Raw genomic sequence first — 26,366 nt, forward strand, 5'->3', positions numbered from 1 at the left:
CGCGTCTGACTCACGCCGTCTTTTTTACGAAACGCTCGGGAGCGTGCTCGAACGCCTCCTTGCAGGCCTCGCTGCAGAAGTAGTACGTCTTCCCCTTGTACTCTGTCGTGGCCTCGGCGTTTTCTTCGCTAAGCTCCATCTTGCATACGGGGTCGGCAGGCATGGCGCACCTCCTTATATGGTCACCCGTTGAGCCATTCGAAACGGCCGCGCTCAGTGGGCCGGTTATTCTGAATTCTTTGGAAGGCAGTCTTCCTTCCAGCAGCATTGAAGCTGGTCGCATAAATCCACGGCAGTCCCGAAGCACGGGAAGTTACCCTCCGTGACTTGTATCTCCCTTATGAGGTCCCTTTTCCCTTTCCTCGATGTCTTAAGCCCGAGCTTCTTCGCCTTTTCCCTTACCTTTTCCATCTGCATCCGCGGCTTTCCTCCTTCCGTCTTCTTCCCCTGAGAATCCCCTGTGTATGTGCTTCAAGACCCATTCAAGCCCCCTCGAATAGGTGTTGTAGTAATGATAGACCTGGTAATTGCATGTCGAGAGGCACTTGGGGTTGCACTCCTTTTTCGTCTCGCGGAGCGCGGCCGGGTCGAATGCCGGCTCCCAGACCCTGCCCCAGTCTTTCTCCGTCGAGTAGAGCTCGAAGCAGGGGGCGAGCGTGCCGTCGAGCCTTATTACAAGCGAATTAAGCCCGGCCCTGCAGTCCCAGGGCCCGCCCTTGCCCCTCACGAACGACTTCATGGCCCGGAGGTGCTCGGCCGAGTTGACCATTGGCCAGCCTTCGAGGTTCTTCTCAACGAGCCAGTCAATGAGCTCGTCGGTTTTCCTGAAGTGCTCCTCTGAAATCCAGAAGCCCTGTTCGAGATGCTTGTAGTGCTTCTGCTCGATGACGGGGTGCTCGTTCATGTGATAGTCGGTGCCGATGTCGTGCTCCCGGGCTATCCGGGTAAGCTCCTTTACGTCCTCGATATTTTCCGAGGTGATATTTATGTTGAAGAAAATGATGTAGCCGTACTTCTCCCTGAGCCTCACGAGGTGCTTGAAATTAGTCTTTACCCTATCGAAGCTCTTCGGAAGCCCCGGCGCTTCCTTAATCTTATCTACCGCGAGGTTTACGGCCGCCACACCCGCATCCCCTGCCCTCTCGATAAAATCCCTGTCCATGAGGATGCCGTTCGTGGGGAGGTACATGAAGAAGTCCCGGTCGCTCCCGTATTTAATGACATCGAGTATGAACTTCTTCCGTAAGAGCGGCTCCCCTCCCATCAAGGCCACCACCCTGCAGCCCACGGTCCGGAGCCAGTCGATGGACTTTCTCGCGGTCTCCGGGGGCATGCCCTTCACCTTGTTATTCCAGGTGAAGCAGTACCAGCAGTTTACGTTGCATTTCCAGTCTGTGAAGAGATAGGAAAGGAGCGGCCTGAACCTGTCCGAGTAATATCTCGACTTCAGATACGGTATGTACCAGCAGCGGAGACCCCTTACGAGGTTCTTAGCCGTGTTACGCGTCTTTTTTGAGAGAAGCCTCCCCGTTTTCCCGTCCTCAAGGCCAATTTCCGCACCCGCTCTGCCCGGCTTTGAAAGCATAGCTCCCTCCTCCGGAAAAAACGTGCTCTTCCCCGTTGCGGGGCCGCTCACCATTATAAATTAGGACAGCTTTTGTCGTTTCAGTCAACTACCCGGTGGCCGAACCCGGAAAGGCACGTTATTGCTCTGCTTTTCTCGACCCGCTTCCAAAAACCCTCATTTAAATGGTATGCTGTTGCCCTCTACTGGAGGGTAAAAGATGAAGCTTACTTTCGTCGGCGGAGCGAGCACCGTAACAGGCTCCTGCTACCATATCGAGGTCGGAAAATTCAAATTCCTCGTCGAGTGCGGCCTTCACCAGGGCATAGGCTCCGATGAACTAAACAGGCACCCCTTCCCCTTCGACCCGGCATCGCTCGATTTCATATTCGTAACGCACGCCCACATAGACCATTCCGGGATGCTCCCGAGGGCAGTGAGGGACGGCTTTAAAGGGACGATAATCTCGACGGCGGCGACAAGGGACCTCCTTGAGCCCATGCTCTATGACGCGGCGAGCATTCAGGAGAGCGACAGCGAATGGGCGACGAGAAAGGCGCTCCGCTCAGGCAAGCCCCCGCAAGAGCCCCTTTACACGAGCGAGGACGTCGAGCGGGTACTCCCCCTTTTCGAGATAAAGGAATACGACAAGGTCTATCACCTCGGCCCGGGCGTGAAATACCGTTTCCTGGACGCCGGGCACATATTGGGCTCGGCCTCGCTTGAGATATGGTATCAGGACAGCGCCGAAGAGAAAAAGATAGTCTTCTCAGGCGACATCGGCAAGAAGGGCAACCCCATAATAAAAGACCCATCGGCGCCTGACCTCGCGAATTACGTGGTGATGGAGTCCACTTACGGCAACAGGTCGCACAAGCCCCTCAATGAATCCATAAACGAGCTCGTTAGCGCCATCAAGACGACATTCAGGAAGGGCGGGAACGTCTATATTCCCTCCTTCGCGGTCGGCAGGGCCCAGGACTTACTCTATATTCTCAATAACCTGGTGCGTGAGGGCCGTCTTTACAGGATAGACGTCTACCTCGACAGTCCCCTTGCCGAGGCTGTTACCAAGATCTATGTAGCCCATCCCGAATGCTTTGACGAGGAGGCGCGCCATCTCTTCACCACCAAGCAGTCTGATTCGTCGATAAGGCTCCATTTCGTCCGGACGGCCGAGGAGTCGATGAAGCTAAACAGGCTCCGCTCCGGGAACATCATCATAGCCGGAAGCGGCATGTGCGAGGGCGGCAGGATAAAGCACCATCTCAAGCACAACCTCTGGCGCTCGGAGTGCAGCGTCATCTTCGTCGGCTACCAGGCAAAGGGCACTCTCGGAAGGAAGATCGTGGACGGCGCGAAGTCCGTGACCGTTTTGGGAGAGGAAGTGCTCGTCCGCGCCTCCATCCACACCATAAACGGCTTTTCCGCCCACGCGGGCAGGGAGGGCCTGCTTGATTGGCTCTCGGACTTCGACGACTCGCCGGAGATATTCATCGTGCACGGCGAGGACGAGGCCGGGGAATCGTTCGCGGGGCTTATAAAGGAGAAGTACGGGTTTGCTACCAGGAGACCGCAGAACGGGGAGACGGTGGAGATATAGTTTTTTTGTAGGTGGGTTGAGCGAAGGGAAAACCCGACGATGTTCTTTGTAGGTTGGGTTAGCGCAGCGTAACCCAACAAGAATACAAGATGCAATATCGGAGAACACAAACAAAAAGCGGCTCGTTCTTTTTTACCGTCGTGACTCATGAGAGGCAGCGGATATTATGCCTTGATGAAAACATCCTTCTTTTAAAGGATGCATTCAGCCATGTCATGGCAAAGCACCCGTTCACCATCGACGCATTCGTTTGCCTTCCGGACCACATCCATTGCGTCTGGACCATGCCGGAAAACGACGGGGATTTTTTCTACTCGCTGGCGTCTTATCAAGAGCCACTTCAGCGCACTGGTAGCGGGCAGACAATGAAGCAACCCGGACGGCTTCCCGCATAAAAAAGGCGAGCAGGGCATTTGGCAGCGGCGTTTCTGGGAACACAGCATACGGGACCAGAGTGATTTTAACCGGCATATCGAATATATCCATTACAATCCTGTCAGGCACGGGATTGTAAAGTCGCCCAGGGATTGGCCGTATACAAGCTTTCACGAATATGTAAATGACGGGACCTTAACCATCATTGGGGAGCAGGCGAAAATATAGAATTCGACGACTATGTCGGGAATGAATGATTGTTTTGGGTTACGCTTCGCTAACCCAACCTACGAGACCATCATAAATCACAAAATATCCCCTGTAATTTAAAAAAGCTTGCGAAACTCAATAATTACACTCGACACACACCAGAGATGTATTGTTTTTAATTCGTTTAAATTAACGTTTGACAAAAAAAGTTTAAAATTATAGATTAAAACTTAATTAAATACTGGAGGGGCTATGTGAAAAGATATTTCTTAATTGTTTGTGGGGTCTTTTTCTTGAATTGCAAAAATACAGCATACGCTAATAATGCCCCTGAGCAAGCGACTTCTCCGACTGAAAGGACTCATCTTGAAGAAGTATTCACGCCATGCAAGAAAAAAAATGGTTCCGTTAAAGAAAATTGCAAAAAAACAGAAAAGCCTTATTATATTGATTTGATGATGGGGGTAGATTATGCATTAGAGGCTAAAGACGAGAATGGAAACAATACTCAAAATAATTTTTCAGACGGTAAATTCAATATAGGGCTTACTGCGCATCAAAAATTTAATGCTTATGAAAGTGCAGATCTTTCCCTCTCATCATACCGTGGCTTTTTGACAGTGAAATTGGCTAGCGCTTCTGTTGAAATCCCAGAAAATGGAGATTCCCAGGTTTTGACTGAGCAAAGATCCTTAGGTATACAAGGAGGATTATTTTGGGGATGTCGTTTAAATAAAGATAACCAGAGTTTAAATTTTCAAAGCTATGAAATAGGACCCATAATAAAATTCGGAGGACAAACTTCCGAAATTAAGGATCAATTAATTACAAGCGGATCTTTGCAGGTTAGGATTTTGCAGACAGGTAAATGGGTAAATGGGGCATATCTCGATGTAGGCTACGGTTTTAATGGAGCACTCGAGAACGAAGGCAGATGGAAACTAGATGCATTTTTGCCAATTGAAGGGTTACAGCTGAATGGTTCCTATCTAAATTTATTTTTAGCAACCAGCGTAGAAAGTGATTTGGGAAATAAAAAAGATTTAGTTACATTTAGCGTCGGAACGTTTATAGATTTTATAAGTCTGGGAAAAGCTCTAGGCAATATTTTCAGTGCAGCTGGAATAAATTTAAATTGAGTTGTTGAAAATTAAGAGTAACGATATGTAATCATGCTGCGAGTGCTGCGCGACACTGTTCTCATTTAAGCCGCTTTCTTGCTCTCCCTCACCTCCCTCTTTTTGAGTTTAGTCTTGCGCTGTGCGCGCCATTCCCAATGTACAGCCGATTAAACCTCTTGACTCCCCTCTCCACCCCCTTACACTCTAAGTAAAGCCCCTTGTATCCGAAAATTGATTTAATCCGGCTTTTTCTCGAATCATGCAAAAGATAAAGCTCGGCATAAGCTCGTGCCTTCTGGGAGAAAAGGTGCGCTATGACGGCACGCACCAGAGGGACAGGTACATAACCGACACCCTCGGGAAATACTTCGATTGGCTGCCGGTCTGCCCGGAGGTGGAGTACGGCCTTCCGGTGCCGAGGGAGGCCATGCGCCTGAAGGCAGGCCCCGAGGGCCAGCGCCTCGTGACCCGAAAGAGCGGCATGGACCACACTGAGGGCATGCGCGCATGGGTGAAGGAAAGGCTCGACGAGCTTGAGAAGGAGAATCTGTCGGGCTTCATCTTCAAGGCCAAATCTCCAAGCTCCGGCCTTTACGGAGTGAAGCTCTATGGCCCTTCGGGGCCGCCTTCGAAAAAGGGGGTTGGGCTTTTCGGAGGCGCGTTCGCCGAGCGCTTCCCCCTTGTGCCTGCCGAGGACGACGGCAGGCTCCACGACCCGGCCCTCCGCGAAAACTTCATAGAGCGCGTCTTCGTGTACCGGAGGTGGCAGGAGCTGATGCGAAAGCCGGGTGCAGCCCGCCTCGTGGACTTCCATACCCGGCACAAGCTCCTCATCCTCGCGCACAGCCCGAAGCATTATGCGCTCCTTGGAAAGATCACAGCCAGGGCCGGAAAATCCAGGGCAGAAAAGCTATACTATGAATACGCCGGAAGCCTCATGGAAGGGCTCCGCATAGTCGCCACGACCAGGAAAAACACCAACGTCCTTTACCATATCATGGGGTATTTCAAGGAAAGGCTCTCAGCCCCTGAAAAGAAGGAGTTGCTTGAGGTCATTGGCAACTACCACAACGGGCTTATTCCCCTTATCGTGCCGATAGTGCTCGTTAACCACTATGTCCTCCTGTTCAAAGAGCCGTACCTCGGGAGGCAATATTACCTTAACCCGCACCCGATAGAGATGATGCTAAGAAACCACGTGTAGGAGCGCATGTTCGAAGGAAGGTACGAGACCCTGAGGGAGGGAACTTCGCGGAAAGGCCCGGTCGCCTACTGGATGAGCCGCGACCAGAGAGCGCGTGACAACTGGGCGCTCCTCTTTGCCCAAGCGCTCGCAATCGAACGGAAGGCCCCGCTTATCGTGCTCTTCTCTCTAGCCCCGGCCTTTCTGGGGGCCGCGCTCAGGCAGTACGGGTTCATGCTCCGGGGGCTGAAGGAAGTCGAGGAAAGCCTTGCCGAGAAGTCCATCCCGTTTGTCCTCATAAAGGGCGAACCGCCGGAAGCGGTGCCGAGCTTCATCAAGCGATATAAAATATCCGAGCTTGTTACCGACTTCGACCCCTTGAAGATAAAAAGGGGCTGGCAAGACGCCGTAGCCTCAAGGATAGACATACCCCTTCACATGGTAGACGCGCATAATATCGTGCCTTGCAGGATAGCCTCGTCAAAGCAGGAGTTCGCGGCGCGCACCTTCAGGCCCAGGATACAGGCAAGGCTCGGAGACTATCTCACCGATTTTCCCCGGTTAAGAAAGCACCAGCACCATATTGGGATCAAGGCCGGTTTCGACCTTGAAAAGACCATTTCCGGACTCGCCGTCGACAGCACGGTCAAAGAGGTGGACTGGCTGAAACCCGGAGAGACCGAAGCGGCTAAAGCGCTCGAAGACTTTATGGAAAAGAAGCTCGACAGGTATGCCGAAGACAGGAACGACCCGACGAAGGACGGGCAATCAAACCTCTCGCCGTATCTCCACTTCGGGTATATAGCGGCACAGCGCGTCGCGCTTCAAGTAATGCGAAAGGGCGCGGATGGTGAGGGCAAGAGGGCCTTCCTTGAAGAGCTTATCGTCAGGAAGGAGCTTTCGGACAACTTCTGCCTTTATAACCGCGACTACGACAGCATAACGGGTTTTCCAGCCTGGGCAAAGAAGACATTGAATGCGCACGCGGGAGACAGGCGCGAGTTTATCTTCTCCCTCGACGAGCTTGAGAACGCACGCACCTACGACCCGCTCTGGAACGCCTCCCAGATGCAGATGGTGAAGACCGGGAAGATGCACGGCTACATGCGCATGTACTGGGCCAAGAAGATACTCGAATGGAGCGAATCGCCGGAGGCCGCGCTCAGGAATGCCATCTACTTGAACGACAAATACGAGCTCGACGGCAGGGACCCGAACGGGTATGCCGGGATTGCATGGGCCATAGGCGGGGTGCACGACCGCGCGTGGGCTGAAAGGAAAGTAACGGGGAAGATACGGTACATGAGCTACAGGGGCAGCAGGTCGAAATTCGATGTTGACGCATATATCCGGAGGTGGGCCGGATGAAGGCCGCCACTTGACTACCACCTCCTTTGCTCTAAACTCTAAATAAGGCCCCTTCCCGCCCTCCCTCTCCAATTGCGAGGTTTTTCATGGCCCGTCCCATCTGGAAAGGCTCCATAAGCTTCGGCCTGGTAAATATCCCTGTCGGTCTCTTTACAGCCGAAGGCAAGGAGAAAAAGCTCGACTTCCACCTCCTCGATAAGAACGACCTCTCGCCCGTGGGCTACAAAAAAATAAACAAGCGGACCGGGAAGGAGGTCGGCACCGGCGAGATGGTGAAAGGCTACGAGTTCGAACGGGGGCAGTATGTCGTCCTCTCCGAAGAAGACTTGAAGCGCGCCAACGCCAAGGCCACCCAGACTGTCGAGATAATCGACTTCGTGGACTCGAAAGACATACACCCCATATTCTTCGAGAAGCCCTATTTCCTCGCGCCCGTGGGCAGGGGCGAGAAGGGTTACGCGCTCCTACGTGAGGCGCTTAAAAAGACCGGAAAGGCCGGGGTAGCAAAAGTCGTCATACACTCGAAGGAATACATCGGGGCCGTGGTCCCCTACGGAAAGGTGCTCGTCCTTGACCTAATAAGATACGCCGACGAGCTCAAAAAACCGGAAACTGTCGAGGTGCCTGAAGAGGACCTTAAAAAACTCGGCGTGACGGAAAAAGAGCTTGAGATGGCGGAAAGGCTTGTCGAGTCCATGATATCCGACTGGCAGCCTGACAAATACCACGACACCTACAGGGACGAGCTCCTCTCATACATAAAAAACAAGATCGCCGCAGGCGAGACTGCCAGGGTCGAGGAGGCAGCAGCCCCGCCGCCCCCGCCCGCCGCGGAGGTCATCGACCTCATGTCGCTCCTTAAGAAAAGCGTCGAGGAGACCGAGGCCGCGAAGGTCAAGGCCCGGAAGGCCTCGGGCGGGTAGCCCCGGCAGATGGGGAGCGAAGCGCGAAACGACGGCCTCGGCGAATACCGCCGGAAGCGCGATTTCAGCCGCACCCCCGAGCCCGAAGGCCAAGTCGCCGAAGGCCCGGCGGGCGTATTCGTCATCCAGAAGCATTCCGCACGAGCCCTCCATTACGATTTCCGTCTCGAACTCCACGGCACACTTAAAAGCTGGGCTATCCCCAAAGGCCCTTCCCTCAATCCCGAAGACAAGCGACTTGCGGTGCATGTTGAAGACCACCCGCTTGAGTACGCCGGTTTCGAGGGAGTCATCCCGAGAGGAGAGTACGGCGGCGGGACTGTAATCGTTTGGGACAGGGGCTTTTGGCTGCCCGAAGAAGACCCGAACAAGGGACTTCAAAAAGGAGCGATGAAATTCATCCTTTCCGGCAAAAAGCTCCGGGGCAGGTGGGCGCTCGTGAGGCTTAAACCACGCGCGGACCAGACGGAGGAAAAGGACGAATGGCTCCTTATCAAGGAAGCGGACGGAGAGGCCAACGTCACGGGCGATATAACGGCTGAAAGGCCGGAGAGCGCCGTAAGCGGGAGGACTATCGAAGAGGTCGCGGCGCTTCCCGAGGGCATATGGGGCGGCAAGGAGAATGCAGCCAGGGTTCTACCGTCCGAAGCGCAATACCGGAAAAAGCCCATGCCCGGAATGATGCGGCCCGCGCTCGCCACCCTGGTCGATGCGCCGCCAGCCGGTGAAGGATGGCTCCACGAGCTCAAATACGACGGCTACAGGATACTCGCGAAGATACGGGAAGGCAGCGTCCGGCTCATCACCCGTAACGGGAACGACTGGACGGATAAGTTCCCGTCCATAGCCGGGGCGCTCTCCCGGCTTCCATTTGATGGGGCATGGCTCGACGGCGAGGTCGTATCCATGGGCGAGGACGGACGAACGAGCTTCGAAGGCCTCCAGCACGCGCTCGCCATGAAGAGCGACGAGGGACTCACATACATGCTCTTCGACGTACTCTATTACAACGGCTATTCCCTTGAAGCCGCGCCCCTTTATGAAAGGAAGCTCCTCGTGGAGTCTATACTCAAATCCGAGAGGGCCGACAAGAGGCTCCTCCGTTTCAGCGGCCATGTGGAGGGCAAGGGCCCTGAGTTCTTCGAGCACGCCTGCGCCTACAGGATAGAGGGAATAATCTCTAAAAAGAGGGACGCGCCCTATGTGGAAGGGCGGTCCATGTCGTGGCTCAAGGTGAAGTGCCTCTTAAGGGACGAGTTCATCATAGGCGGATACACGGAGGCCGGAGACGGGAGGAGGACAGGTTTCGGCGCGCTCCTCATAGGCGCATACGCCCCTGATGGAAAGCTCATCTACTACGGAAGGGTCGGGACGGGCTTCAGCGAACGGTCCATATCCGAGGTCTGGGAGCGCCTTAAGCCGCTTGAGACGCCGGAGCCTCCGTTCCATCACCCGCCGTCAGGTGCAGAGGCAAAAGGCGTGCACTGGGTAAGGCCGGAACTCGTTGCGGAAGTGGAATACAGGCAGCGGACTGCGGAAGGCGTATTGAGGCACGCATCTTTCCAGGGCCTCCGGGAGGACAAGCCCGCAAGCGAGGTGGTCTCCGCGGACCCGCTCCGGGCAAAAGAGGCCGTGGGGCCGACTGAAGAAACGCTCGCCCCGCCGCCATCCATCGAGCCGGGGCCTGCCAGGATAATAAGGAGCGTCCGCGTAACAAACCCCGGCCGGGTCTTTTACCCGGAGGAAGGGTACACGAAAGCCGACCTCATAAACTACTATGAAGCGGCCGCTCCTCTTATGCTCCCGCATCTTGCAGGGAGGCCCCTTACGCTCGTTCGCTGCCCCGACGGCATCGGAAAGGAATGCTTCTTCCAGAAGCACTCGGTCAATACCATTCCTTCGGAACTGAAGCGGATCGCCCTTGCCGAGAACGACGGCACGCAAGCCGAGTACCTGATGGTGGATACGCCAGAAGGCCTCGTGGCGCTCGCCCAGATAGGCGTGCTTGAAATTCACACATGGAACAGCCGCCATGTGAAAGTCGAGTACCCGGACAGGCTCGTCTTCGACATAGACCCTGACGAGGGGGTCGGATGGGACCGGCTTGTTGAGGCCGTCTTCCTCATGCGGGCGCTCCTTGAGGAGCTTGGATTAAAGAGTTTTGTCAGGGCTACCGGGGGCAAGGGGCTCCATGTCGTGGTCCCGGTCCTTCCGGTAAGGGACTGGGATGAGATAAGGGATTTTACCAGGGCTGTTGCGGAGTTCGTGGCCCGTGGCCTTCCGGACAGATTCACCTCCATGATGACGAAATCCAGAAGGGCCGGGAGGATATTCATCGACTACATGAGAAACATAAGGGGCGCAACCGCCATAGAGGCCTATTCGACCAGGGCCAAGCCGGGCGCTACAATCGCCGCGCCCCTCGGCTGGGACGAGCTCATGCTCTACGGGCCGGGCTCCTTTACGCTTGCCAATATGAAAGAGCGCATAAGGGAAGCCGGGAACCCCTGGGAAGGATACATGAACGTTAAGCAGCCTGTGACGATCGAGATGGAAGAGAAGATAGGGCTCCGGCGCTAAGCTGAAATGGAAAAAGGCCGGAGGTCATCCGGCCTTTCAAGCCCTGAAGAGTTTTCGAAACCAAAATCAAGGTCAGTGGCGGACTATGTCGACCAGCTTGACCTCGAAGTTCAGGTCCTTTCCGGCAAGAGGATGGTTCGCGTCAAGGTATATTTTCTCGTTCGTGAGCTTCACGACCTTCACGATGGTCGAGCTGCCGTCGTCCTGGGTTATCTGGAGCTGCATGCCCTCCTCAGGGTCGATATACGGGGGTATCTGGTTCCTGTCGACTTCGAGAATGAGCTCGTCCATGTACGGCCCGTAGGCCTCATGCGACTGTATGTGCAGCTGCTTGGTATCTCCGGGGTTCATGCCCACGATGGCCTGCTCGAAAGCGGGTATGAGCATGCCCTCCCCGATCACGAACTGAAGCGGGTCCCTGCCATCGGACGAATCAAACCTTGTGCCGTCCTCGAGAGTGCCGGTGTAGTGGACCTTTACGATGTCGCCTTGCTTTGCCTGTGCCATCTTCCCCTCCCGAAGCTTCTTTTTTATATACAAGGAGCGCGCAATAACCCTGCCTGGCACGGCCGTTCAGGCTATAAGCGTATCCTTCCATGCTCCTCGGCCTTTACGCTTCCATACTTGACTCTAACCACCGGCCTAAGCACTGTCAAGGGCCTTTGGTCCGGTTTCAGCGTAAATTCAAGGCCATAGGGTCACAAGCCTACCAGATGAAAGACCGTGATTCAACCAAAAACAGAAAAAAAACGGCAGCGACTCTAAAAGCCCCGGCTTACCCTCGTCCAGAGGACCCCGTTACCGCAGTTATCCTTCTCAAGCCCCGCTCCGATTGAAAAAATGAGGTCTTCGCCCAAAATCGTCAGGTCCGCCCCGTACCATTCACGCATATTCCGGTCCCCGTGTATATTCAGGCGCTCGAAATCGGCCTCAAGGCCGACGATGCCGCCTGCCATGTGATAACGCGCCCGGAAGAAAAGGTCTTTCGAGTCCCCTCCCATATGATGGCCTATTACCCTGCCCCGGTAAGTGTAGCCGCTCGTGTAAACGCCGTGCGAATACCAGAGCGGCCCGTATCTTTCGCTGAGGCCGGTATTCGCGTACTCGGCCCTCAGGTCAAGCCCATCGATACGGAGCGGCCCGTCAAGAAGGAGCCCGTACATGAGCGCCCGGCCGGACGGGGTCCTGCTTCCCGACGAGTCCTCCGCGCCCAGCTCTCCGTAAAGCCTCACGCCTGAGAAAGGGATGAACTGGTTACCTTCGTTCACATATACGAAAGACGCGTCGATAGAGACGATCTGGTTTCCGTTTACGGGCGAATCCGAGTGCTCGGCGCTGTCTTTCGCGGTCAATACGTCCAGCCAGTCCCCGCCTGAAAGGGACTGCCTCCCCTTACCCCCGAACATGAAAACACGGCTTAGGCCTACCTGGAATGATGAGGAGGGCTTTATATCGAGCCTCATGCCGAGGAACTTCGCGTTTGGATAGTCCCTCTCCTTCTCAAGCCGGGCCAGAAAGAGAGTCGGCCTTAAAAGCCCGAGCCTCTTGAATTTCCAGGGTAGAAGAAAGGGGTGCGTCGAAGTCGCCTTGACCATGTCAAAGGCCCTTGCGTTGTTCGTCATGAGGAGGCTTCCGTGGAAGCCCGGGCCCCACCACATGTGGTCGCGCCCCGCGAGCATCTCGACCCCATGAAATCTCAACATCAGATAGCCCTCTTCGAGCTTCGTATCAGAGCTATCCCTGCTGTATTCAGGGTTAAGGTGGAGAAGAAGATCTTCCCGGACGGCTGCGCTCGCCCTTATTCCGGCCATCATGTTCAGGCCGCCATTCAAATCCCTTCCGCTCCCGTTTACTGAAGGAAAAACCGGCTCCTTGTCCGAATAAAGCGCGTGGAAATAGGCCTCTTCCAGAGGCCTTATCTCGGCTCCTGCATGACTGCCCTGCAAATCGAACCGGAACTCTCTTTCAAGCCGTCTTACTGTCAACAGGGCGCTTCGGCCCAATCCGGGCCGCCTCTTAAGTTCCTCCGTAGCTTCCTCCAAAAGGCGCGCCGCTTCAAGCCTGCCGAAAGGGCGCGTAGAGAGTAACGCCGACCGGATAAGTCCTTTAACTTCAAGGAGTTCGAAATCCTCGTACAACCGGCTCTCGACCGGTATATTGACCGGCGGCGCGGCAATGCACTCAGCCGCTGCAAGGGCCGCGATAGCCGCCATGATCAAAATGACTGTGGGTTTTAAACCCCGGTTCCGGGGCTTTGGGAATGCATTTTTCAAGATTTGTCCGCGGCAGGCTTTCCGGAAGCGCGCTTGGACCTGAATTCGAGTAAGAAAGCGGCGGCGACCCCGGCCGCAAGGGAGAGCAGGAACCCTGTCTGCACTATCCTCCGCCTGTCTGGCGAGCTCTTCATGTCAGGCACCCTGGGCGGATCCACAACCTTAAAAGCGAAGCTCTCCTTCATCTCGGACATCATGGCCGTCTCCATCTGCTGGGCGATGAGGTTATATATCTTCTGCCTGATTATGGGGTCCTGGCTATTGCCGAGCTTCGCTTCAAGGTATGCCTTGTTCGCCAGGGCGACCCTCTTTGCCTCGGCGCTCATGTGGTCGGTCAGGGCTCCGACAAGGTGCTCTGCAATGTCCGCAGCAATACGCGGGTCGGTGTGCGTAGCAGAGAGGGTGATGGTATTGTCCTTGAGATCGCTCTTCACTTCGAGCATGGAATCGAGCGCCCTCAGCCCGTCCCAGGTTGTCGGCCCGCCATCGACGCCCTTCCCGCCCCGATCCCCGGTGAAAAGCCTTTGAAGGAGCCCGCGCTCCTCCAGGACGCGGGCGCGAAGGAGGTTCGACTTCAAGAGGCTCGTTATCTCGGCTGACGAGGCCGAGGCAGGGAGCGTTATGCCGGGTATGGAGCCGAACCGCTGAGTTATGGCGGAAACGCCAGCGCCCTGCTCGGCGCTCCTGCCGGCCGGCATTATGACGGCCCTCGACTCGTACATGTCGGGGATAGTGAAGGAGTAGACGAGAACCCCTATGGTCATGCCCGCCGACACCAGCAGGACGGCAAGCCTTCTTTTCCAGACGACCGCCCAATAATCGGCAAGGTCCAGCTCCCTTTCGCGCGCGTATCTCCCGGCCCGCATCCTAAACCACCCTCCCCTGCAATGTAAGCTCCTCAAGGCCCGCATCGGCCGTATGCTCGACATATTTTCTGAGTAGGCCTTTAAGCTCCTTGCCGCGGCCCGCCCCGCTCAAATGCGGCTCGAACTCCCCAAGTATCAGCTCTATCTCATGGAGGGAGTAGGAACCCGTGTTCCTCGATATGAGTATCTTTCTGTGGGCGCTCACCTTGAGGACCTCCTCATCCGTGAAGACCTCCTCATAGAGCTTCTCGCCCGCCCTGAGTCCCGTAAATTCTATGCCTATGTCCTTGTACGGCTCGAACCCGTTTATCCTTATGAGCTCTTCGGCGAGGTCCGCTATCCTTACAGGCTCACCCATGTCCAGAACCAGCACCTCGCCTCCCTTGCCGATGACCGCGGCCTGGAGGACGAGAGAGACCGCCTCGGATATGGTCATGAAATACCTTTTTATCTCCCTGTGGGTGACTGTAAGAGGGCCGCCGGATTTGAGCTGCTCCATGAATATGGGCAGCACGCTACCCCGGCTCCCGAGCACGTTCCCGAACCTCACGGATATGAATGCGGTCCTCCCGGCGCCGAACGCGGCGCATATGTTCTCTGCCATCCTTTTGGTCGCGCCCATCACGCTTGAGGGCATCACCGCCTTGTCGCTCGATATCATTATGAACTTCCTGACCCCGCTCCTTGCGGCGGAAGCGGCCAGGACATGGGTGCCGAACATATTTACCCTTACCGCCTCCTCGGGGTTGTGCTCCATCATCGGGACGTGCTTGTAGGCGGCCGCGTGGAAGACTATCTCGGGCGCATAATTGCTGAAAACGCCCCTGACCCTCTCGGAGTTCCCGATGTCGCCCACGACGAAGACGAACCTGCCGCCCGCGCCGCCCTTCCCGCTAAAGTGCTGCGGGTAGGCCTTCTTGAGCCTGAGCTCCATCCTGTGTAGCTCGGTTTCGTCTATGTCGAAGAGCACTAGCCTCTCGGGCTGGAACGCGGCAACCTGCATGACGATTTCGGAGCCTATCGAGCCCCCGGCCCCTGTTACGAGCACTACCTTTTTTTTCAGGAACGCGCCGATGCTGTCGTTATCCACTTCGACCGCCTGCCTTCCAAGGAGGTCCTCTATTTTTATCTCCTCCAGGCCCTTGAGGCCCGGCCTCTCCTGGCGGAAGTCGTGTATCCGGGGTGCTAGCTTTATGGACTCGACGAGGTCCTTGGCCGTCTCGTATATGGTTTTGAGCTCTTTTCCGCTCATGGAGGGGACCGCCACTATCACCTGCTCTATCTTTTTAGCCGTAATGACTTCCTCAAGGTCTTCCGGCGCGCCGATGACCCTCACTCCGTGTATGGAGCTCCCGAGCTTGCTCCTGTCCCTGTCGATAAAGCCCACGGGAGCCCACCCCATTGTTTTCTGCCTGATTATGTCCCGGAGGATCATCTCGCCGGTGTCGCCCGCGCCGACGATAAGGGTCCTTTTTCCGTTTTTTCTGTTCCTTTTCCTCCGGAGCGCGTCGATGGTTATCCTCTTCGAGACCCTGAGGCATGAAAGGAACAATATGGAAAGCGCGGCGTCGATAGGAAAAACGCCCCTGGGCAAAGCTACTTGAAAACCGCTGAAAGCTGGGGTGAAGAAGTGGATAATCCAGAAAAGCAAAGCCTCCGAGAGTACGGCCGCGCCAATAATCCTCATGAAATCCTCTATGCCCGCGTACCTCCATGTCATACTGTAAATCCTGAAGAAACCGAGGAGAAGTAACTTCAAAAATATGAAGAGCGGTAGTGTACGCATGAATGCCGCATTGTGCTCAGGCCCCATCGCAAGATCCATCCGGAGCTGGAAGGCGAGCAGCAGCGCCGCGGAAAGCGCGAGGGCGTCCGTAATTAGAAAAAAAGCCACCCGTTTGGCCGGGGTCGGCTTGATTAGTTTTTTAATGGTTCTATTCACATTCCGCCTTCGGTCTGGCCCAGGACTCCGCCCCTCGGAGCGGCGGATTTTATCAACCGGTACGCCGCCGCGAAAATAAATGAAAACACGATGAGCGCGCCCGGGAGGAGAAATCGGCCCGCGCTCATTGTAAAGGCGAGCAGGGCCAGGGCGCCGATCAGGAACTGTACTGATGCGTAACCAAAAGAGACCTTCCAATGGGGGATGCCGAGCTCGTTCGCAAGGTACTGATAAAGATGACCCCTGTGCGCCCTGAAGATGTCCTCGCCCCTGGCCGCCCGCATGGCAACGGTCGTCAAGGCATCCGCGTAGAAGGTTACTAGGAATGCGGCAATACAGATAAAGGCCAGGGGCCCTGAAGCCATCTTGAGCGCGAGAGAGGCGAAAAGAAACCCCAGAAAGACGCTCCCGACGTCTCCCATGAAGACCCTGGCCCGGGGCGCGTTGAACGGAAGAAATCCCATGCAGGCGAGCGCCGCTACAAGGCTAAGCGACAGGAACTCCGGGCTGAACAAAAAGGCGAAGGCCGAGAGGAGGCCGAAGGCGACGAGCCCGGAAGACCCGGCCATCCCATTTACCCCATCCATGAAGTTGTAGAAGTTGGCGGTGCCCGCTATGAAGACGGTCCACAAAAGGATTATCGAGACGTCTTTCACTGAACCGGACAAGCCCAGGGTGGACGCAGCCAGAAGGAAGGCGAGCCCAAGCTGCGCTACGAGCCTGAACTTTGCCGGTATTCCGAAGAGGTCTTCGAGGAATCCTAAAAGGCCGATGGATACGAGGATCAGCGCAAAGGCGTAATCTCCTGAAAGAAAGGCCATTGCGCTCGCTGCCGCCACTATGCCCAGCCCCCCTCCCCTCGGAGTCGGCACGGAATGGGAGCTCCGTTCGTTGGGCCTGTCCGTGAGGCCGAGGCCGTTTCCAAACCTCTGTATCGCGATGGGCCCGGCTGCCCCGGCGATCAGGCCGGTTATCGCCATGAGAATTGTATTCAACCGTTTAGGCTCTCCCCGCCCTCTCCCATGTCATTTTTTGCCTGCCTGAGACGGCCTTTACGAACCCGATAAACAGCGCGAGGTTCAGGTTGCAGAAATAAAATGGCGCGTGGAATAGAAAGGGGAGCTTCCCCTGCCCCCTGCCCAGAAATCCCAGAAGTGCCGCCGCGTAGAATACGGACTGCGCCGCGAAGGCGAGCCTGTAGACCTCTTTTTCAAGGAGCATCGCGTTAAGAACGAAAACGGCGGGCAATATGAACGGCGCGCCCCACCTGAAGACCCGGTGCGACCAGAATATAAAGGCGTGGAGCCCCAGGAAAGGGTTAAGAAGGCGCGAGAGATGCCATACCGCGATATAATGGCCTGCCCCGTCCCTCACATGCCGCCTGAACTCGCCCCGCACGCTCGCTGCCACGTCCTCGTAGACAAGGGCCCTCTCCTCGTAGACGCTTCTTCTACCCCGGGCCGCCACCATTGTCGGGATTACGAAGTCGTCGTTTACCGTGCCTTCCGGGGGCGTCTCGAATAATTCCTTTCTTATCGCGTAGGCGGCTCCGTTAGCGCCTGAGACGCACCCTAACCTGCTCTCGAACTTTTTAAGCCACGTCTCATAGCGCCAGTAGAAGCTCTCCCCTTTTCCGCTCACTATGCCTCCGGGATTCCTGTAGACGAGCCTCCCGGAGACGCACCCGACGCGCCTGTCTCCAAACGCCCCGGCAATGAGCCGGAGCGCGCTTTTTTCACATTCGGTATTCGCGTCCGAGAAAAAGACTATCTCGCCTCTTAACTGCGGCATTGCGAGCGCGAGCGCCCTGGCCTTACCGCCCCTCGGGAAATCAAGAAGGCGCACCCTGCCGTCCTTCGCTGAAAAAGACCTCACGATATCGGCAGTGCCGTCGGCTGAGCCGTCAGAGGCAACGACCACCTCGAGGAGCCCCTTGGGGTAGTCGAGGCTGAGCGTGTTCCTTATCTTCTCCCCTATGTTCTTCTCTTCATTGTATGCCGCCACGAGGACCGACACTGAGGGAAGTGGCGCGCCCTCCGAGGCTTCCTTTCTTTCCTCTCCGAAAGCGCGGCTCAGAAAAAAAAGGATGAGCGGGTAACCGATATAGGCATAGAAGAGGGCCGCGGCCCCGGCCCAGAAAATGACTTCAAGCGTAAGCTGCCATTCCATACGTCTTTATGAACCTTTCTGTTCGGAATGCCTCCGATGCACCCTTGTATTGCTCAGCAGGCCGCGCCTCTGCGAGACCCGCCCAAAAGATGCCTTGCAAAGGTCTTGGCTGACCGGAGCGTCTTTACAAGCTCGCGGCGGTCCCCCATGCCCTGCCTGAGCTTGTACGCGATATATCTCGGGTCGAGGTAATAGCTCCGCCGGGCATGGTCGCAAAAACTCACGAGATCTTCGGCTGAGAGCTCCGGCGTGCTCACGACACAGTCGTGGAGCCCGTCTTCCGTAAGCCATCTTCTAAAGTCCCTCGTCTTGAGAAAGCCGTTCTCGTCGGCCCACTTGTAGGACTCTGTCCCCGGATATACCATCAAAGGGAAGAACTGGCAGGTGTCTGCGCGCATCTCCTTTGCGAAGGCGAGGGATTTTTTTAGGCTCTCTTTCGTCTCCCCCATGTTCCCGGCCATAAAGCAGGCGTGCACCATTAGCCCTGCCCTCTTCGCGTCACTGACGAACCGCCTCATCTGCTCTACCGTTACGCCTTTTTTGATGTTCCTCAATATCCGGTCGTCCGCGCTCTCGAAACCGGCCACTATCAGCCTGCAACCGGCCCTTTTCATGAGGCGCATGGTCTCGTAATCGAGGTTGGGGCGGCACTCGGCTGTCCAGGGCAGCTCTATCCCCTTTTTTATCATGAGCTCGGAAAACTCCGCCGTGTGCCTCCGGTCCGAGGTGAAGGTATCGTCGTCTATGAGCACCTCCCTGGCCTGGGGGAGCTCCCTTTCTATGTACTCGAACTCGGAGACAATGCTTTCAGGGCTTCTCTGGCGCTGCCTCCTTCCGAAGGCCTGCTGCGGGTAGACGCAGTAGGTGCACCTGGCGTTGCACCCCCTGCTTGTAAAAATTGAGACGACAGGGTATCGGCAATGGGCATAGAAGTAGTCCTCTATCCTCAGGTGCTTCTTATAGACCCTCGACACGAACGGGAGCGCATCGAGGTCGTCGAGAAAAGGCCTGTCCGGGCTAGACCTTATGGAGCCCCCCTCCCTCAGGGTCAGGCCGGCGATTTCGGAGACATGCCCTCTTTCGATGCCTTTAAGGAGATCCGAGAGCGTAAGGTCGTACTCAAGGCGGGCTACCGCGTCTATCCTCGGATCGAGATTTAGAGTCTCCTCCGGAATCGCCGATGCGTGCGTGCCCGTAAGGACCGTAAACGCGCCCCCTGTCCTTTCCTTCAATTCAGCCGCGACCTCTACGTCGTTATAGATGCTCGGGGTCGAGGTATAGACGACCGTCAAATCCGGCCTGAACCCGGCGGCGGCACGGAAGCAGTCCTCCCTTTCGAGCCCGCTTGCGGGCGCGTCGATGAGCATGACCTCGTGACCTTCTTTCTCAAGAAGCCCGGCCGCATAGGCGTGCCAGATGGGGTAGTAGATCGTCCCGCTCTTGGTGACCGCAGGGCTTCTTGAAAAACGCGAGAACCTCGGGAGGAAAGGGGGATTAAGGAGGAGCGCCCTCATGTCCTTGCCTCCCCGGTTCCTGTTCCTGACCCGGTCCCGGCGTTTCTGTACCGCACCCTGTCAGAGACCCTTCTTACGAGGTTATTGTTGAAAAAGAGCTTCTGAAAAAAAATGGTTGAGGCGAGCCAGCCCATTGGACGCTTGAGCCTCCCGTATCTGGAAAAGACGCGCTCGATGCCCTCCCTCTGTATTTCAAGCGTCGTCTCCCTGAGCCTCCTCGCCAGATATTCCCTTTCGTCCGCTCCGAGCTCCTTTGTCGTAAAAAAGGGCTTTCCGGTATCCTTCGAAAACCGGAGGTTCTTGTCCATGCTGTCAAGAAGTTCCATCGGCTCTCCTGTCCATGCCCGGTTCTCCTCGACCCAATCCCAGAGCTGCGTGCCCGGAAACGGTATGAGGTTATAGAAGTCCGCCTTGAGGACCGGGTATTTTTTGGCTATCTTTATGGAGTCCTCTATGTCGTTCATCGTCTCGCCCGGAACGCCGTAGACGAAAAAGAGCGAGACCTCGAAACCGAGCTCGCACGAGAGCCTTATTGCATTCTCGATCTCGGCTATGGTCTCGCCCTTTTTAAGCGCCGCGAGGACCTTGTCGTTGCCGGCCTCCACCCCTATGCCGAAGCTCCTGAAGCCGACCTCCCTCATCCTGAGGAGCATCTCCCGGTTCAGACGGTCGGCCCTGAGCCCGTTCGAAGCCCTCAAGATCAGCCCCTTGAGGCCACGCTTTTTTATCTCGTCGCAAAGCGAAAATACCCTCTCAGGGTAGAAGGTCAGGTTGTCGTCGAGGAAATTGAATATCCTCCTCCCCCTCGAGTACCAGTATTCGAGCTCGTCCCCTATCTTCTCGATCGAGCGGACCCTGACCTTTCTCCCGAGCGTAAGGCCCACCGAGCAGAAGGTGCAGGGATACGGGCACCCCCTCGAGGTTATGACCCCTATCTCGTTCGCATACTTCTTCAATTCAAACTTCCCGTAGCGCGGCCAGTTGATGGAATCGAGGTCGTCCGGCCTCGCCATAGGGGCTCCGCACACAGGCTCGCCCCTGTCCCTGAAAACGAGACCGGGGATGCTGCCGTACTCCTCGCCCTTGCAGAACTTGACGAACGAATCCTCCGCCTCTCCGGTAAAGGCGAGGTCCACATGACGGCACTCTTCGAGTATTTTCTTCCCCATGATCGTCACGTGTGGCCCGCCCGCGGCAGTTATCACCCATGGATATCGATCCTTTACGGCTTTGAGGAGGCCGAAGAACTTCTTGTGTCCCACGGTGTAGACGGTTACGCCGACTGAGGCGTATCCTCCCCGCCCTATCATATCGAGGACCTTTTTTTCCGAATGCCCGAGCTTCATATCGACCACGTCGTAATCTACTCCGGCGTCCTCAAGGGCCTGGGCGAGATAGCCGGTGCCAAGGGGCGGCCTGCTCGAGCCGAGCTCGTCAGAGTAGACGTTATAGACAAGGAGCGTTCTCATGCGTTCCCCCCTTTTCTGCCGGTTGCGCTTTCTGCAGCAATGAAACCGCTGCCCTGAAGACCTCGCCGGGCGTTATTGCCAGGACGCATTCCCCGGCCCCGCCGTCATTCCGGATGCACGAGAACTGCCAGCACGGAGAGCAGAATGGGGCCTTATAGACCACCCGTGTATTACCGGTTCCGCGCGGCCCGAAAACCATTGGTGACTGCGGGCCCATCAGGGCCACCACGGATATTCCCGAGGAGGCGGCGATGTGCATGGGGCCGCTGTCGAACCCGATGAATAGCGCGCCATTGGAGAGGACCCTTTTAAGCTCGGGAAGCCCCACCCTGCCGGAGAGGTCCTCTATCCGTTCCGCGTAAGACAAAAGGCGCTTGTCGCCGAGTATGGCCCCGGCGTCCTTGCGGTCGGCTTCTGAGCCTAAAAGGCATATCTTCAGGGCCCTGTCAGACTCAAGGAGCATCCTGCAGAGCTCCGCGAAACGCTCCTCAGGCCACCTCCTCAGTCTATTGCCTGAGCCAATATGGATATAGATCCTTTTGTCGGAATGCCGCACATCCTGGAGCCGCTCTTGAGCGCGCATCCGCGCGCCGGGGAAGAGCTCCTTAAGGAGGCGTTCCAGGCATTCCGTAAAATGCGGATATTCTTTCCCGGCCGGCCTTTTGGATATGAGCGCGAAACAAGCGCGGCGTAGCGGGATAGGATACTTGGCTACGCTCACGAACCGGACCCCCTTGCGGATGAGCCAGAAGAGCACCTTCAAATCGCCCCTCAGCCATACGGCGCAATCGAACTTATGCTCATCGAGCAAGGCTGCGGGGAAGCCCGACGGCCTTCCCCTCGTGTATTTCCTCGCCCCGTAAAGGACCATCTCGTCTGCCGCGCCGCCCGCCTTGCAAAGCTCGTAATTTACCGGGTCGATAAGGGCGGTTATCCTCACAACCTTCCCCGGAAAGCTTTTCAGGGCCTTAAGGAAAGGCTCGCTCAAGGCATAGTCCCCTATCTGGCCGAGCTGGATGAAAAGGATCTTCGCCTCGGAAGCATCGAGCCTCACCGGAAAGGCCTTTTCATGCAAGGCATGCGCCCTGGCCTGCAGCTCCGACACGCCCGAAAGGATGAACGTCCTTGCGAAAAAGCCGGGCCTTCCCAATATATGCGTCAGCGTCATATGTATCCCTTTACGGCGTAGATGAAGAGCTTCACATACTCGCCGAACACGGCCGCAACCAGCCCCTCTTCCCTCCACCATCCGGCAAGGCCCTCGTCAAAGCCCCTTGCGGGAGAGAAGCTCACTTCAACGCCGCTACCCTGAAAGGCATTCCTGAAGACGAGGGATACCCTCCTCATGTGGTAAGGGGAGCTGACGACCACTATGGACTTTATTCCCTTTCTTTCAACGAATGAGCGGACCGCCGCTGCCTCCTCGTAAGTGCTCGTGCCCTGCTCTATGACCTCTACAGAACTTTCCGGCACTCCATTTTCAAGAAGCCAGTTCCTTGAAATGGAAGCAAGCGAGCCGCCTTCCCTGTAATAGATGAGCCCTGCCTCAAGCCCTCCTCCTGTGACGACGACCATCGCCGCCTTCCCTGCCATGTAGAGCCCTTGGCAGTGCTCGACCCTTTCGACCTCTGCCCCGGAAAGGCAGATAACGGCATCGGCCCGCGTCCCGTCATATGTCTCGATGTAAAGGAGCTTTGCGGGATAATCGAAGACCCTGTCAGGGTTGAGCGCGGTATGGATGAGTATGGCAGCGGCCAGGGCCAGCAACAGAGCCGTAAGGCCATTTCTCATGCACCCCCCTCTAAGCGCCCACGGCCGAAAACCCTTCCGCCCGCCACGTACATCGCCGCGAGGAAGTTTAGGAACCCTACATATATGTAGTCGGGGGAGGTGTTGATAGCGACCGCGCCTGCGATAAGCGCGCCGCCTATCCCGAACTTCACGATCCTCTCGTGCTCCGGATTTGTAATCCGCTTGCCTGAGCGATAGACCAGGTAGTAGACGTAAAAGAGCAGGAGAAGCCCAACCGCCCCGGTCTCGGCCATCCATTGTATATAGGTATTCATTGGCGGGAAGCGGGACGCGAGGAAGAGCTCCGAAAAGAGCGCCGGGTTGAGGAGCGGCTTTATTGCTATGTCCATCAAGTACTCCGGCGTGAAAAATACGCTTTGCCCTATGCCGACGCCGGTGTATACGTTGTCCATGAAAATCGAGAGTCCCGCTATCCACGAATAGGTCCTTACGTTCAATTGGCTAAGCTCGCCGAACGCCTTCCTCATTACCGAATCGTATATCTCGGCGTGAAAGAGGGCGCCCGTTACGGCTATGCAGATGATAAGCGCCAGAAGGCCCCTCTTACCCAGGTGCCTGTGCCCCGCCAGGGCAAAGGCGAGGAGCGCGGAGATTATCCACGCGGCTGAGAGCGTGGAGAGAAGCGCTAATGTGGCGACAATGCACATGGTCTTTATCAGCCATTCCGGGAACCAGAGCCCCGGGTGCTTTTTGAGCGCGAAGGCTACAGTAAGGAAATAACCGCTCGCCAGGACCCCCGCGAGTATGCTCGATTCCCCCAGGTGCCCCCCCGTCCGGAACGCGCTCTCAACGCTTGCCGGCCTTATCTCGCCGACCTCGACCCCCCAGACCGCGAGCAGGGCGAACTGGGCGAGCACGAGTGTAGAAACGATAAAATAGAAAAGGAGATACCAATTGATCGCCTTGAAGAACCTCCTTTCGGTATTGACGGCCTCGATGATAAAGTTCATGGCGAATGCCGCAAGGAGAAGCCTTGCGAGGAACGACGCTCCACGGAGGTCAGGGCTCGACAGCCCCCCGGCCCATGAATAGGCGTAGGCCTCGGGGGGGATGGCCTTTGACGGGTCGATCCTGCTAACGAGCAACGAAAAGAGAGCCCACGCGAGGAGCGCAAGCATCCCCTTCTGCACCGGGTGCGCGGCAAAGACGAACCTGGCCTTGAGTAGACCCCCCAGGATAAAGGCCGCCAACATGGCTATTGCGACCATCGCGGAGGACGAGACCTTGGCTATCTTGAACGAAGAGACGAGAAAGGCTGAGGCTATGAAGAGGATTATCAGGGTGAAGTTCGTACCGTCAGCTTCCCTCCTTATGACGGTTTTCCGCATCGGCTTTACTGAGCACCCTTCTATAGAAATCGAATAGGCGGGAGGTGACCCGGCCCCTCGAATGTTCTTCGAGATCGTAGTCGAAAGTTGCATCACCGCTGTAACATTCCACTTCGGAAAGGACCCTCTTTATCTCTCTTGGAGATAGGTCCTTTAACACGAACCTCTCCGGCAGTGAGGACGCTATCGATTCCACCGCCTCATGGCAGACGACCACCCGTCCGCAGTACATGGCTTCGAGGCATACCCTCGGCATGCCTTCTGACCTCGAAGGCAGCACAACTGCCTTGCATTCGAGCATCCGATCAAGGACTTCATCTGGAGCCGCGCTCCCTTTGTAATTTACGCCCTGTACCGAGGCCATGGCAGCCTCGAACTCTGTCCCCATCATGTTTTGTCCCCAGATGTGAAGTTCGAGCGGGTCGTCCGATCCGTCCCTGTATTCTTTGTAGCCATCGACCAGTTCCCTTATGCCCTTGTTCCCGGCGATTGCTCCGAAATAGCCGACGCGGTGCTTTGCCTCTATGCTTTTCTTGAGCTCCGGGAAATCCATGGGCACGGGTAAGTATTCCTTGTTCCTTATCCAGCCGTAAAAGGTCATGAGGTCCTTCGAGCAGACCAGGAAATGATGCCCGAAACCGAAATTCCTATAGAACCTGTCCCTTATGTCTATGACTGTTTTGGCACGTGAAAGGAGGAGCGCGAGCCAGACGAGCCGCCCTATGTACCTCGCGTAAACGTACCTCGCGTGTATGTGCACTACGTCGCTTCCCGAAAAAAGGATATAGCCCATGATGATGAAGTAATTTAATGCCTGCTTAAGGAACCTTTTTTCCGCGGCCCCGGCGGAATCGTACCTGTAGAGCTTGTCACGCACCTTCACCGGTTCTCCATAGCGTGTTTCGCAGCCTTGCTCGGTAAGGACGGTGACGCTTCCGATATTCCGGTCACGGCTCTCGACAAGGCCCCTGAGGATATTGCCGTAGCACACAGCCGCTCCGCCCGGATAGGGCGGGAGTATCGAAACGATGTAAAGAACCCTAAGCCCCATCGGCCCTGAGCCCCGCGAATCGCGCCGTTCCTCCCAGCCCACATAAAAAAGCGTAGGCCTGGTTTATGCCCCTTTTTATGTCCCCGGTCCTGAGGTTTGTCTCGAAATCAGCGGGCCTATTCCCCGAGAACTTTATCCTTCTTAAGCGCATGGGGTCGTCACCTTCCCTGTTAAAGCCGCTTTGAGAAGTGACCGCGGCCAGGAAGCCCGCCTTTTTTGCCGCGCTTACGACGGCAGATGAAATGTCCCTATTCTCACCGAATGGATAAGAGAAGAACCTGACCTTCACGCCAAGTTCGTCCTCCAATCTGCGCTTACCTTCCGGTATCTCGCTGAGGCCGCCCATCGAAAGAGCCGGATGGGTGACCGTGTGCCCGCCGACCTCGACATAGCCGCTCCTTGCCGCCTTCCTGAGCCCTTCCCAATCCGCGAACCCGTTCGCCTCAGGCCTTTTGTAGCCGGCGGGCCTGAAGCCTGCCATCATGACCTGCGGGTCAATCCCGGAATACTTAAGCTTAATCGACGCTCTTTCTATGAATTCCATCCGCTCTTTCTGGCATGGGCCGTACCTTACGCAGTCAAGGAAAAGGCTTCGGCCAGCCCCGGCGATTTCATGGAGCTCGTCCCACCAGGGCAAGCGCGAACGGTCGTCGATAAAGGACGTTGATACGAAAAACATAACAGGCACTGAAAGCCTTCTAAAGAGCGGGAGCCCGAACCTCAGGACATCCTCATAGCCGTCGTCGAATGTGACGGCTATATAGAGCCTGTCCGGTCTCCTCCGGCCCCGGACCATTGACACCATGTCCGAAAGCGGGACGATTTTCCCGATTTCCGCCGCAAGCCACATCTGTCTCTCGAACTCCCCGGTGCTTATTGATAGCCCCGAGGGGCAAGGGTCTTTGTCATGGAGCCTGTGATAGAGGAGAATGGCGTATCCCTTGGGCACGCTTCGCACCCTGCTCAATATCGAGAGCCCTCCGGAGATCATCCTGTTGACGTTTGAAGCCGCCAT

The 26,366-nt window shown here is 56.3% G+C and carries 22 protein-coding genes and 1 pseudogene; 7 read left to right on the forward strand and 16 right to left on the reverse strand.

What is annotated here, in order from left to right; all coding sequences use genetic code 11:
- Positions 1–10: 10 nt before the first annotated feature.
- From K8I01_10300 to K8I01_10310, 3 genes are all read right to left on the reverse strand, one after another.
- Positions 11–163 carry a YHS domain-containing protein gene (locus K8I01_10300; GenBank protein ID MBZ0220808.1) on the reverse strand — a complete coding sequence of 51 codons (153 nt, stop codon included), beginning with the start codon at positions 161–163 and terminating at the stop codon, positions 11–13.
- 62 nt (positions 164–225) lie between these two features.
- Positions 226–417: an SAP domain-containing protein gene (locus tag K8I01_10305; GenBank protein MBZ0220809.1), complete on the reverse strand. Its 192-nt coding sequence runs from the start codon at positions 415–417 to the stop codon at positions 226–228.
- Positions 371–1,585 carry a radical SAM protein gene (locus K8I01_10310; GenBank protein ID MBZ0220810.1) on the reverse strand — a complete coding sequence of 405 codons (1,215 nt, stop codon included), beginning with the start codon at positions 1,583–1,585 and terminating at the stop codon, positions 371–373. Before K8I01_10310 ends, K8I01_10305 begins: the two co-directional genes overlap by 47 nt.
- 199 nt (positions 1,586–1,784) lie before the next feature.
- Here K8I01_10310 and K8I01_10315 point away from each other — a divergent pair, with 199 nt between their 5' ends.
- The 7 genes and pseudogenes from K8I01_10315 to ligD all read left to right on the forward strand — a co-directional run bounded on the left by K8I01_10315 (position 1,785) and on the right by ligD (position 10,927).
- Entirely contained in the window at positions 1,785–3,167 is a 1,383-nt protein-coding gene (locus K8I01_10315) for an MBL fold metallo-hydrolase (protein ID MBZ0220811.1), read from the forward strand.
- An 89-nt stretch (positions 3,168–3,256) separates the two neighbouring features.
- A pseudogene (locus K8I01_10320) lies at positions 3,257–3,799 on the forward strand (transposase).
- A 207-nt stretch (positions 3,800–4,006) separates the two neighbouring features.
- Complete coding sequence (locus K8I01_10325; GenBank protein ID MBZ0220812.1) at positions 4,007–4,891, forward strand: hypothetical protein; 885 nt, start codon at positions 4,007–4,009, stop codon at positions 4,889–4,891.
- Positions 4,892–5,132: 241 nt separating this feature from the next.
- Positions 5,133–6,077, forward strand: a complete 945-nt coding sequence (locus K8I01_10330; protein ID MBZ0220813.1) for a DUF523 and DUF1722 domain-containing protein — start codon at positions 5,133–5,135, stop codon at positions 6,075–6,077.
- Positions 6,078–6,083: 6 nt separating this feature from the next.
- Positions 6,084–7,424, forward strand: a complete 1,341-nt coding sequence (locus tag K8I01_10335; GenBank protein ID MBZ0220814.1) for a deoxyribodipyrimidine photo-lyase — start codon at positions 6,084–6,086, stop codon at positions 7,422–7,424.
- An 86-nt stretch (positions 7,425–7,510) separates the two neighbouring features.
- Positions 7,511–8,347: a Ku protein gene (locus tag K8I01_10340; protein ID MBZ0220815.1), complete on the forward strand. Its 837-nt coding sequence runs from the start codon at positions 7,511–7,513 to the stop codon at positions 8,345–8,347.
- 9 nt (positions 8,348–8,356) lie between these two features.
- Positions 8,357–10,927: a DNA ligase D gene (gene ligD / locus K8I01_10345; protein MBZ0220816.1), complete on the forward strand. Its 2,571-nt coding sequence runs from the start codon at positions 8,357–8,359 to the stop codon at positions 10,925–10,927.
- A 72-nt stretch (positions 10,928–10,999) separates the two neighbouring features.
- On the opposite strand, the gene K8I01_10350 is transcribed toward ligD, so the two are convergent.
- The 13 genes from K8I01_10350 to K8I01_10410 form a co-directional block, all read right to left on the reverse strand.
- Positions 11,000–11,434 (reverse strand): peptidylprolyl isomerase, encoded by a 435-nt coding sequence (locus K8I01_10350; protein MBZ0220817.1) that lies wholly within the window; start codon positions 11,432–11,434, stop codon positions 11,000–11,002.
- Between the two features lie 254 nt (positions 11,435–11,688).
- Entirely contained in the window at positions 11,689–13,140 is a 1,452-nt protein-coding gene (locus K8I01_10355; GenBank protein MBZ0220818.1) for a capsule assembly Wzi family protein, read from the reverse strand.
- Between the two features lie 56 nt (positions 13,141–13,196).
- The gene (locus K8I01_10360; GenBank protein ID MBZ0220819.1) at positions 13,197–14,066 is read right to left on the reverse strand and encodes a hypothetical protein; all 870 of its coding nucleotides are present in this window, start codon (positions 14,064–14,066) and stop codon (positions 13,197–13,199) included.
- 1 nt (position 14,067) lies between these two features.
- Entirely contained in the window at positions 14,068–16,008 is a 1,941-nt protein-coding gene (locus K8I01_10365; protein ID MBZ0220820.1) for a polysaccharide biosynthesis protein, read from the reverse strand.
- Positions 16,005–17,003 (reverse strand): UDP-N-acetylmuramyl pentapeptide phosphotransferase, encoded by a 999-nt coding sequence (locus tag K8I01_10370; GenBank protein MBZ0220821.1) that lies wholly within the window; start codon positions 17,001–17,003, stop codon positions 16,005–16,007. Before K8I01_10370 ends, K8I01_10365 begins: the two co-directional genes overlap by 4 nt.
- Positions 17,004–17,007: 4 nt before the next feature.
- On the reverse strand, positions 17,008–18,177 hold the full coding sequence (locus K8I01_10375; protein MBZ0220822.1) for a glycosyltransferase family 2 protein: 1,170 nt from the start codon (positions 18,175–18,177) through the stop codon (positions 17,008–17,010).
- 53 nt (positions 18,178–18,230) lie between these two features.
- Positions 18,231–19,691, reverse strand: coding sequence for a B12-binding domain-containing radical SAM protein (locus K8I01_10380; protein ID MBZ0220823.1), 1,461 nt, complete (start codon positions 19,689–19,691; stop codon positions 18,231–18,233).
- Positions 19,688–21,160, reverse strand: a complete 1,473-nt coding sequence (locus K8I01_10385) for a B12-binding domain-containing radical SAM protein (GenBank protein ID MBZ0220824.1) — start codon at positions 21,158–21,160, stop codon at positions 19,688–19,690. Before K8I01_10385 ends, K8I01_10380 begins: the two co-directional genes overlap by 4 nt.
- A complete protein-coding gene (locus K8I01_10390) occupies positions 21,138–22,328 on the reverse strand; it encodes a glycosyltransferase family 9 protein (protein ID MBZ0220825.1) in 1,191 nt (396 codons plus the stop codon). The genes K8I01_10385 and K8I01_10390 overlap by 23 nt, the downstream gene beginning before the upstream one ends.
- Complete coding sequence (locus K8I01_10395) at positions 22,325–22,951, reverse strand: YdcF family protein (protein MBZ0220826.1); 627 nt, start codon at positions 22,949–22,951, stop codon at positions 22,325–22,327. The genes K8I01_10390 and K8I01_10395 overlap by 4 nt, the downstream gene beginning before the upstream one ends.
- Positions 22,948–24,300: an O-antigen ligase family protein gene (locus K8I01_10400; GenBank protein MBZ0220827.1), complete on the reverse strand. Its 1,353-nt coding sequence runs from the start codon at positions 24,298–24,300 to the stop codon at positions 22,948–22,950. Before K8I01_10400 ends, K8I01_10395 begins: the two co-directional genes overlap by 4 nt.
- On the reverse strand, positions 24,269–25,351 hold the full coding sequence (locus K8I01_10405) for a glycosyltransferase family 4 protein (protein ID MBZ0220828.1): 1,083 nt from the start codon (positions 25,349–25,351) through the stop codon (positions 24,269–24,271). Before K8I01_10405 ends, K8I01_10400 begins: the two co-directional genes overlap by 32 nt.
- Positions 25,341–26,366, reverse strand: a complete 1,026-nt coding sequence (locus K8I01_10410) for a polysaccharide deacetylase family protein (GenBank protein MBZ0220829.1) — start codon at positions 26,364–26,366, stop codon at positions 25,341–25,343. The genes K8I01_10405 and K8I01_10410 overlap by 11 nt, the downstream gene beginning before the upstream one ends.

This window comes from Deltaproteobacteria bacterium, from assembly GCA_019912665.1.
In the GTDB taxonomy this organism is placed as follows: Bacteria; Desulfobacterota; GWC2-55-46; order GWC2-55-46; family GWC2-55-46; genus UBA5799.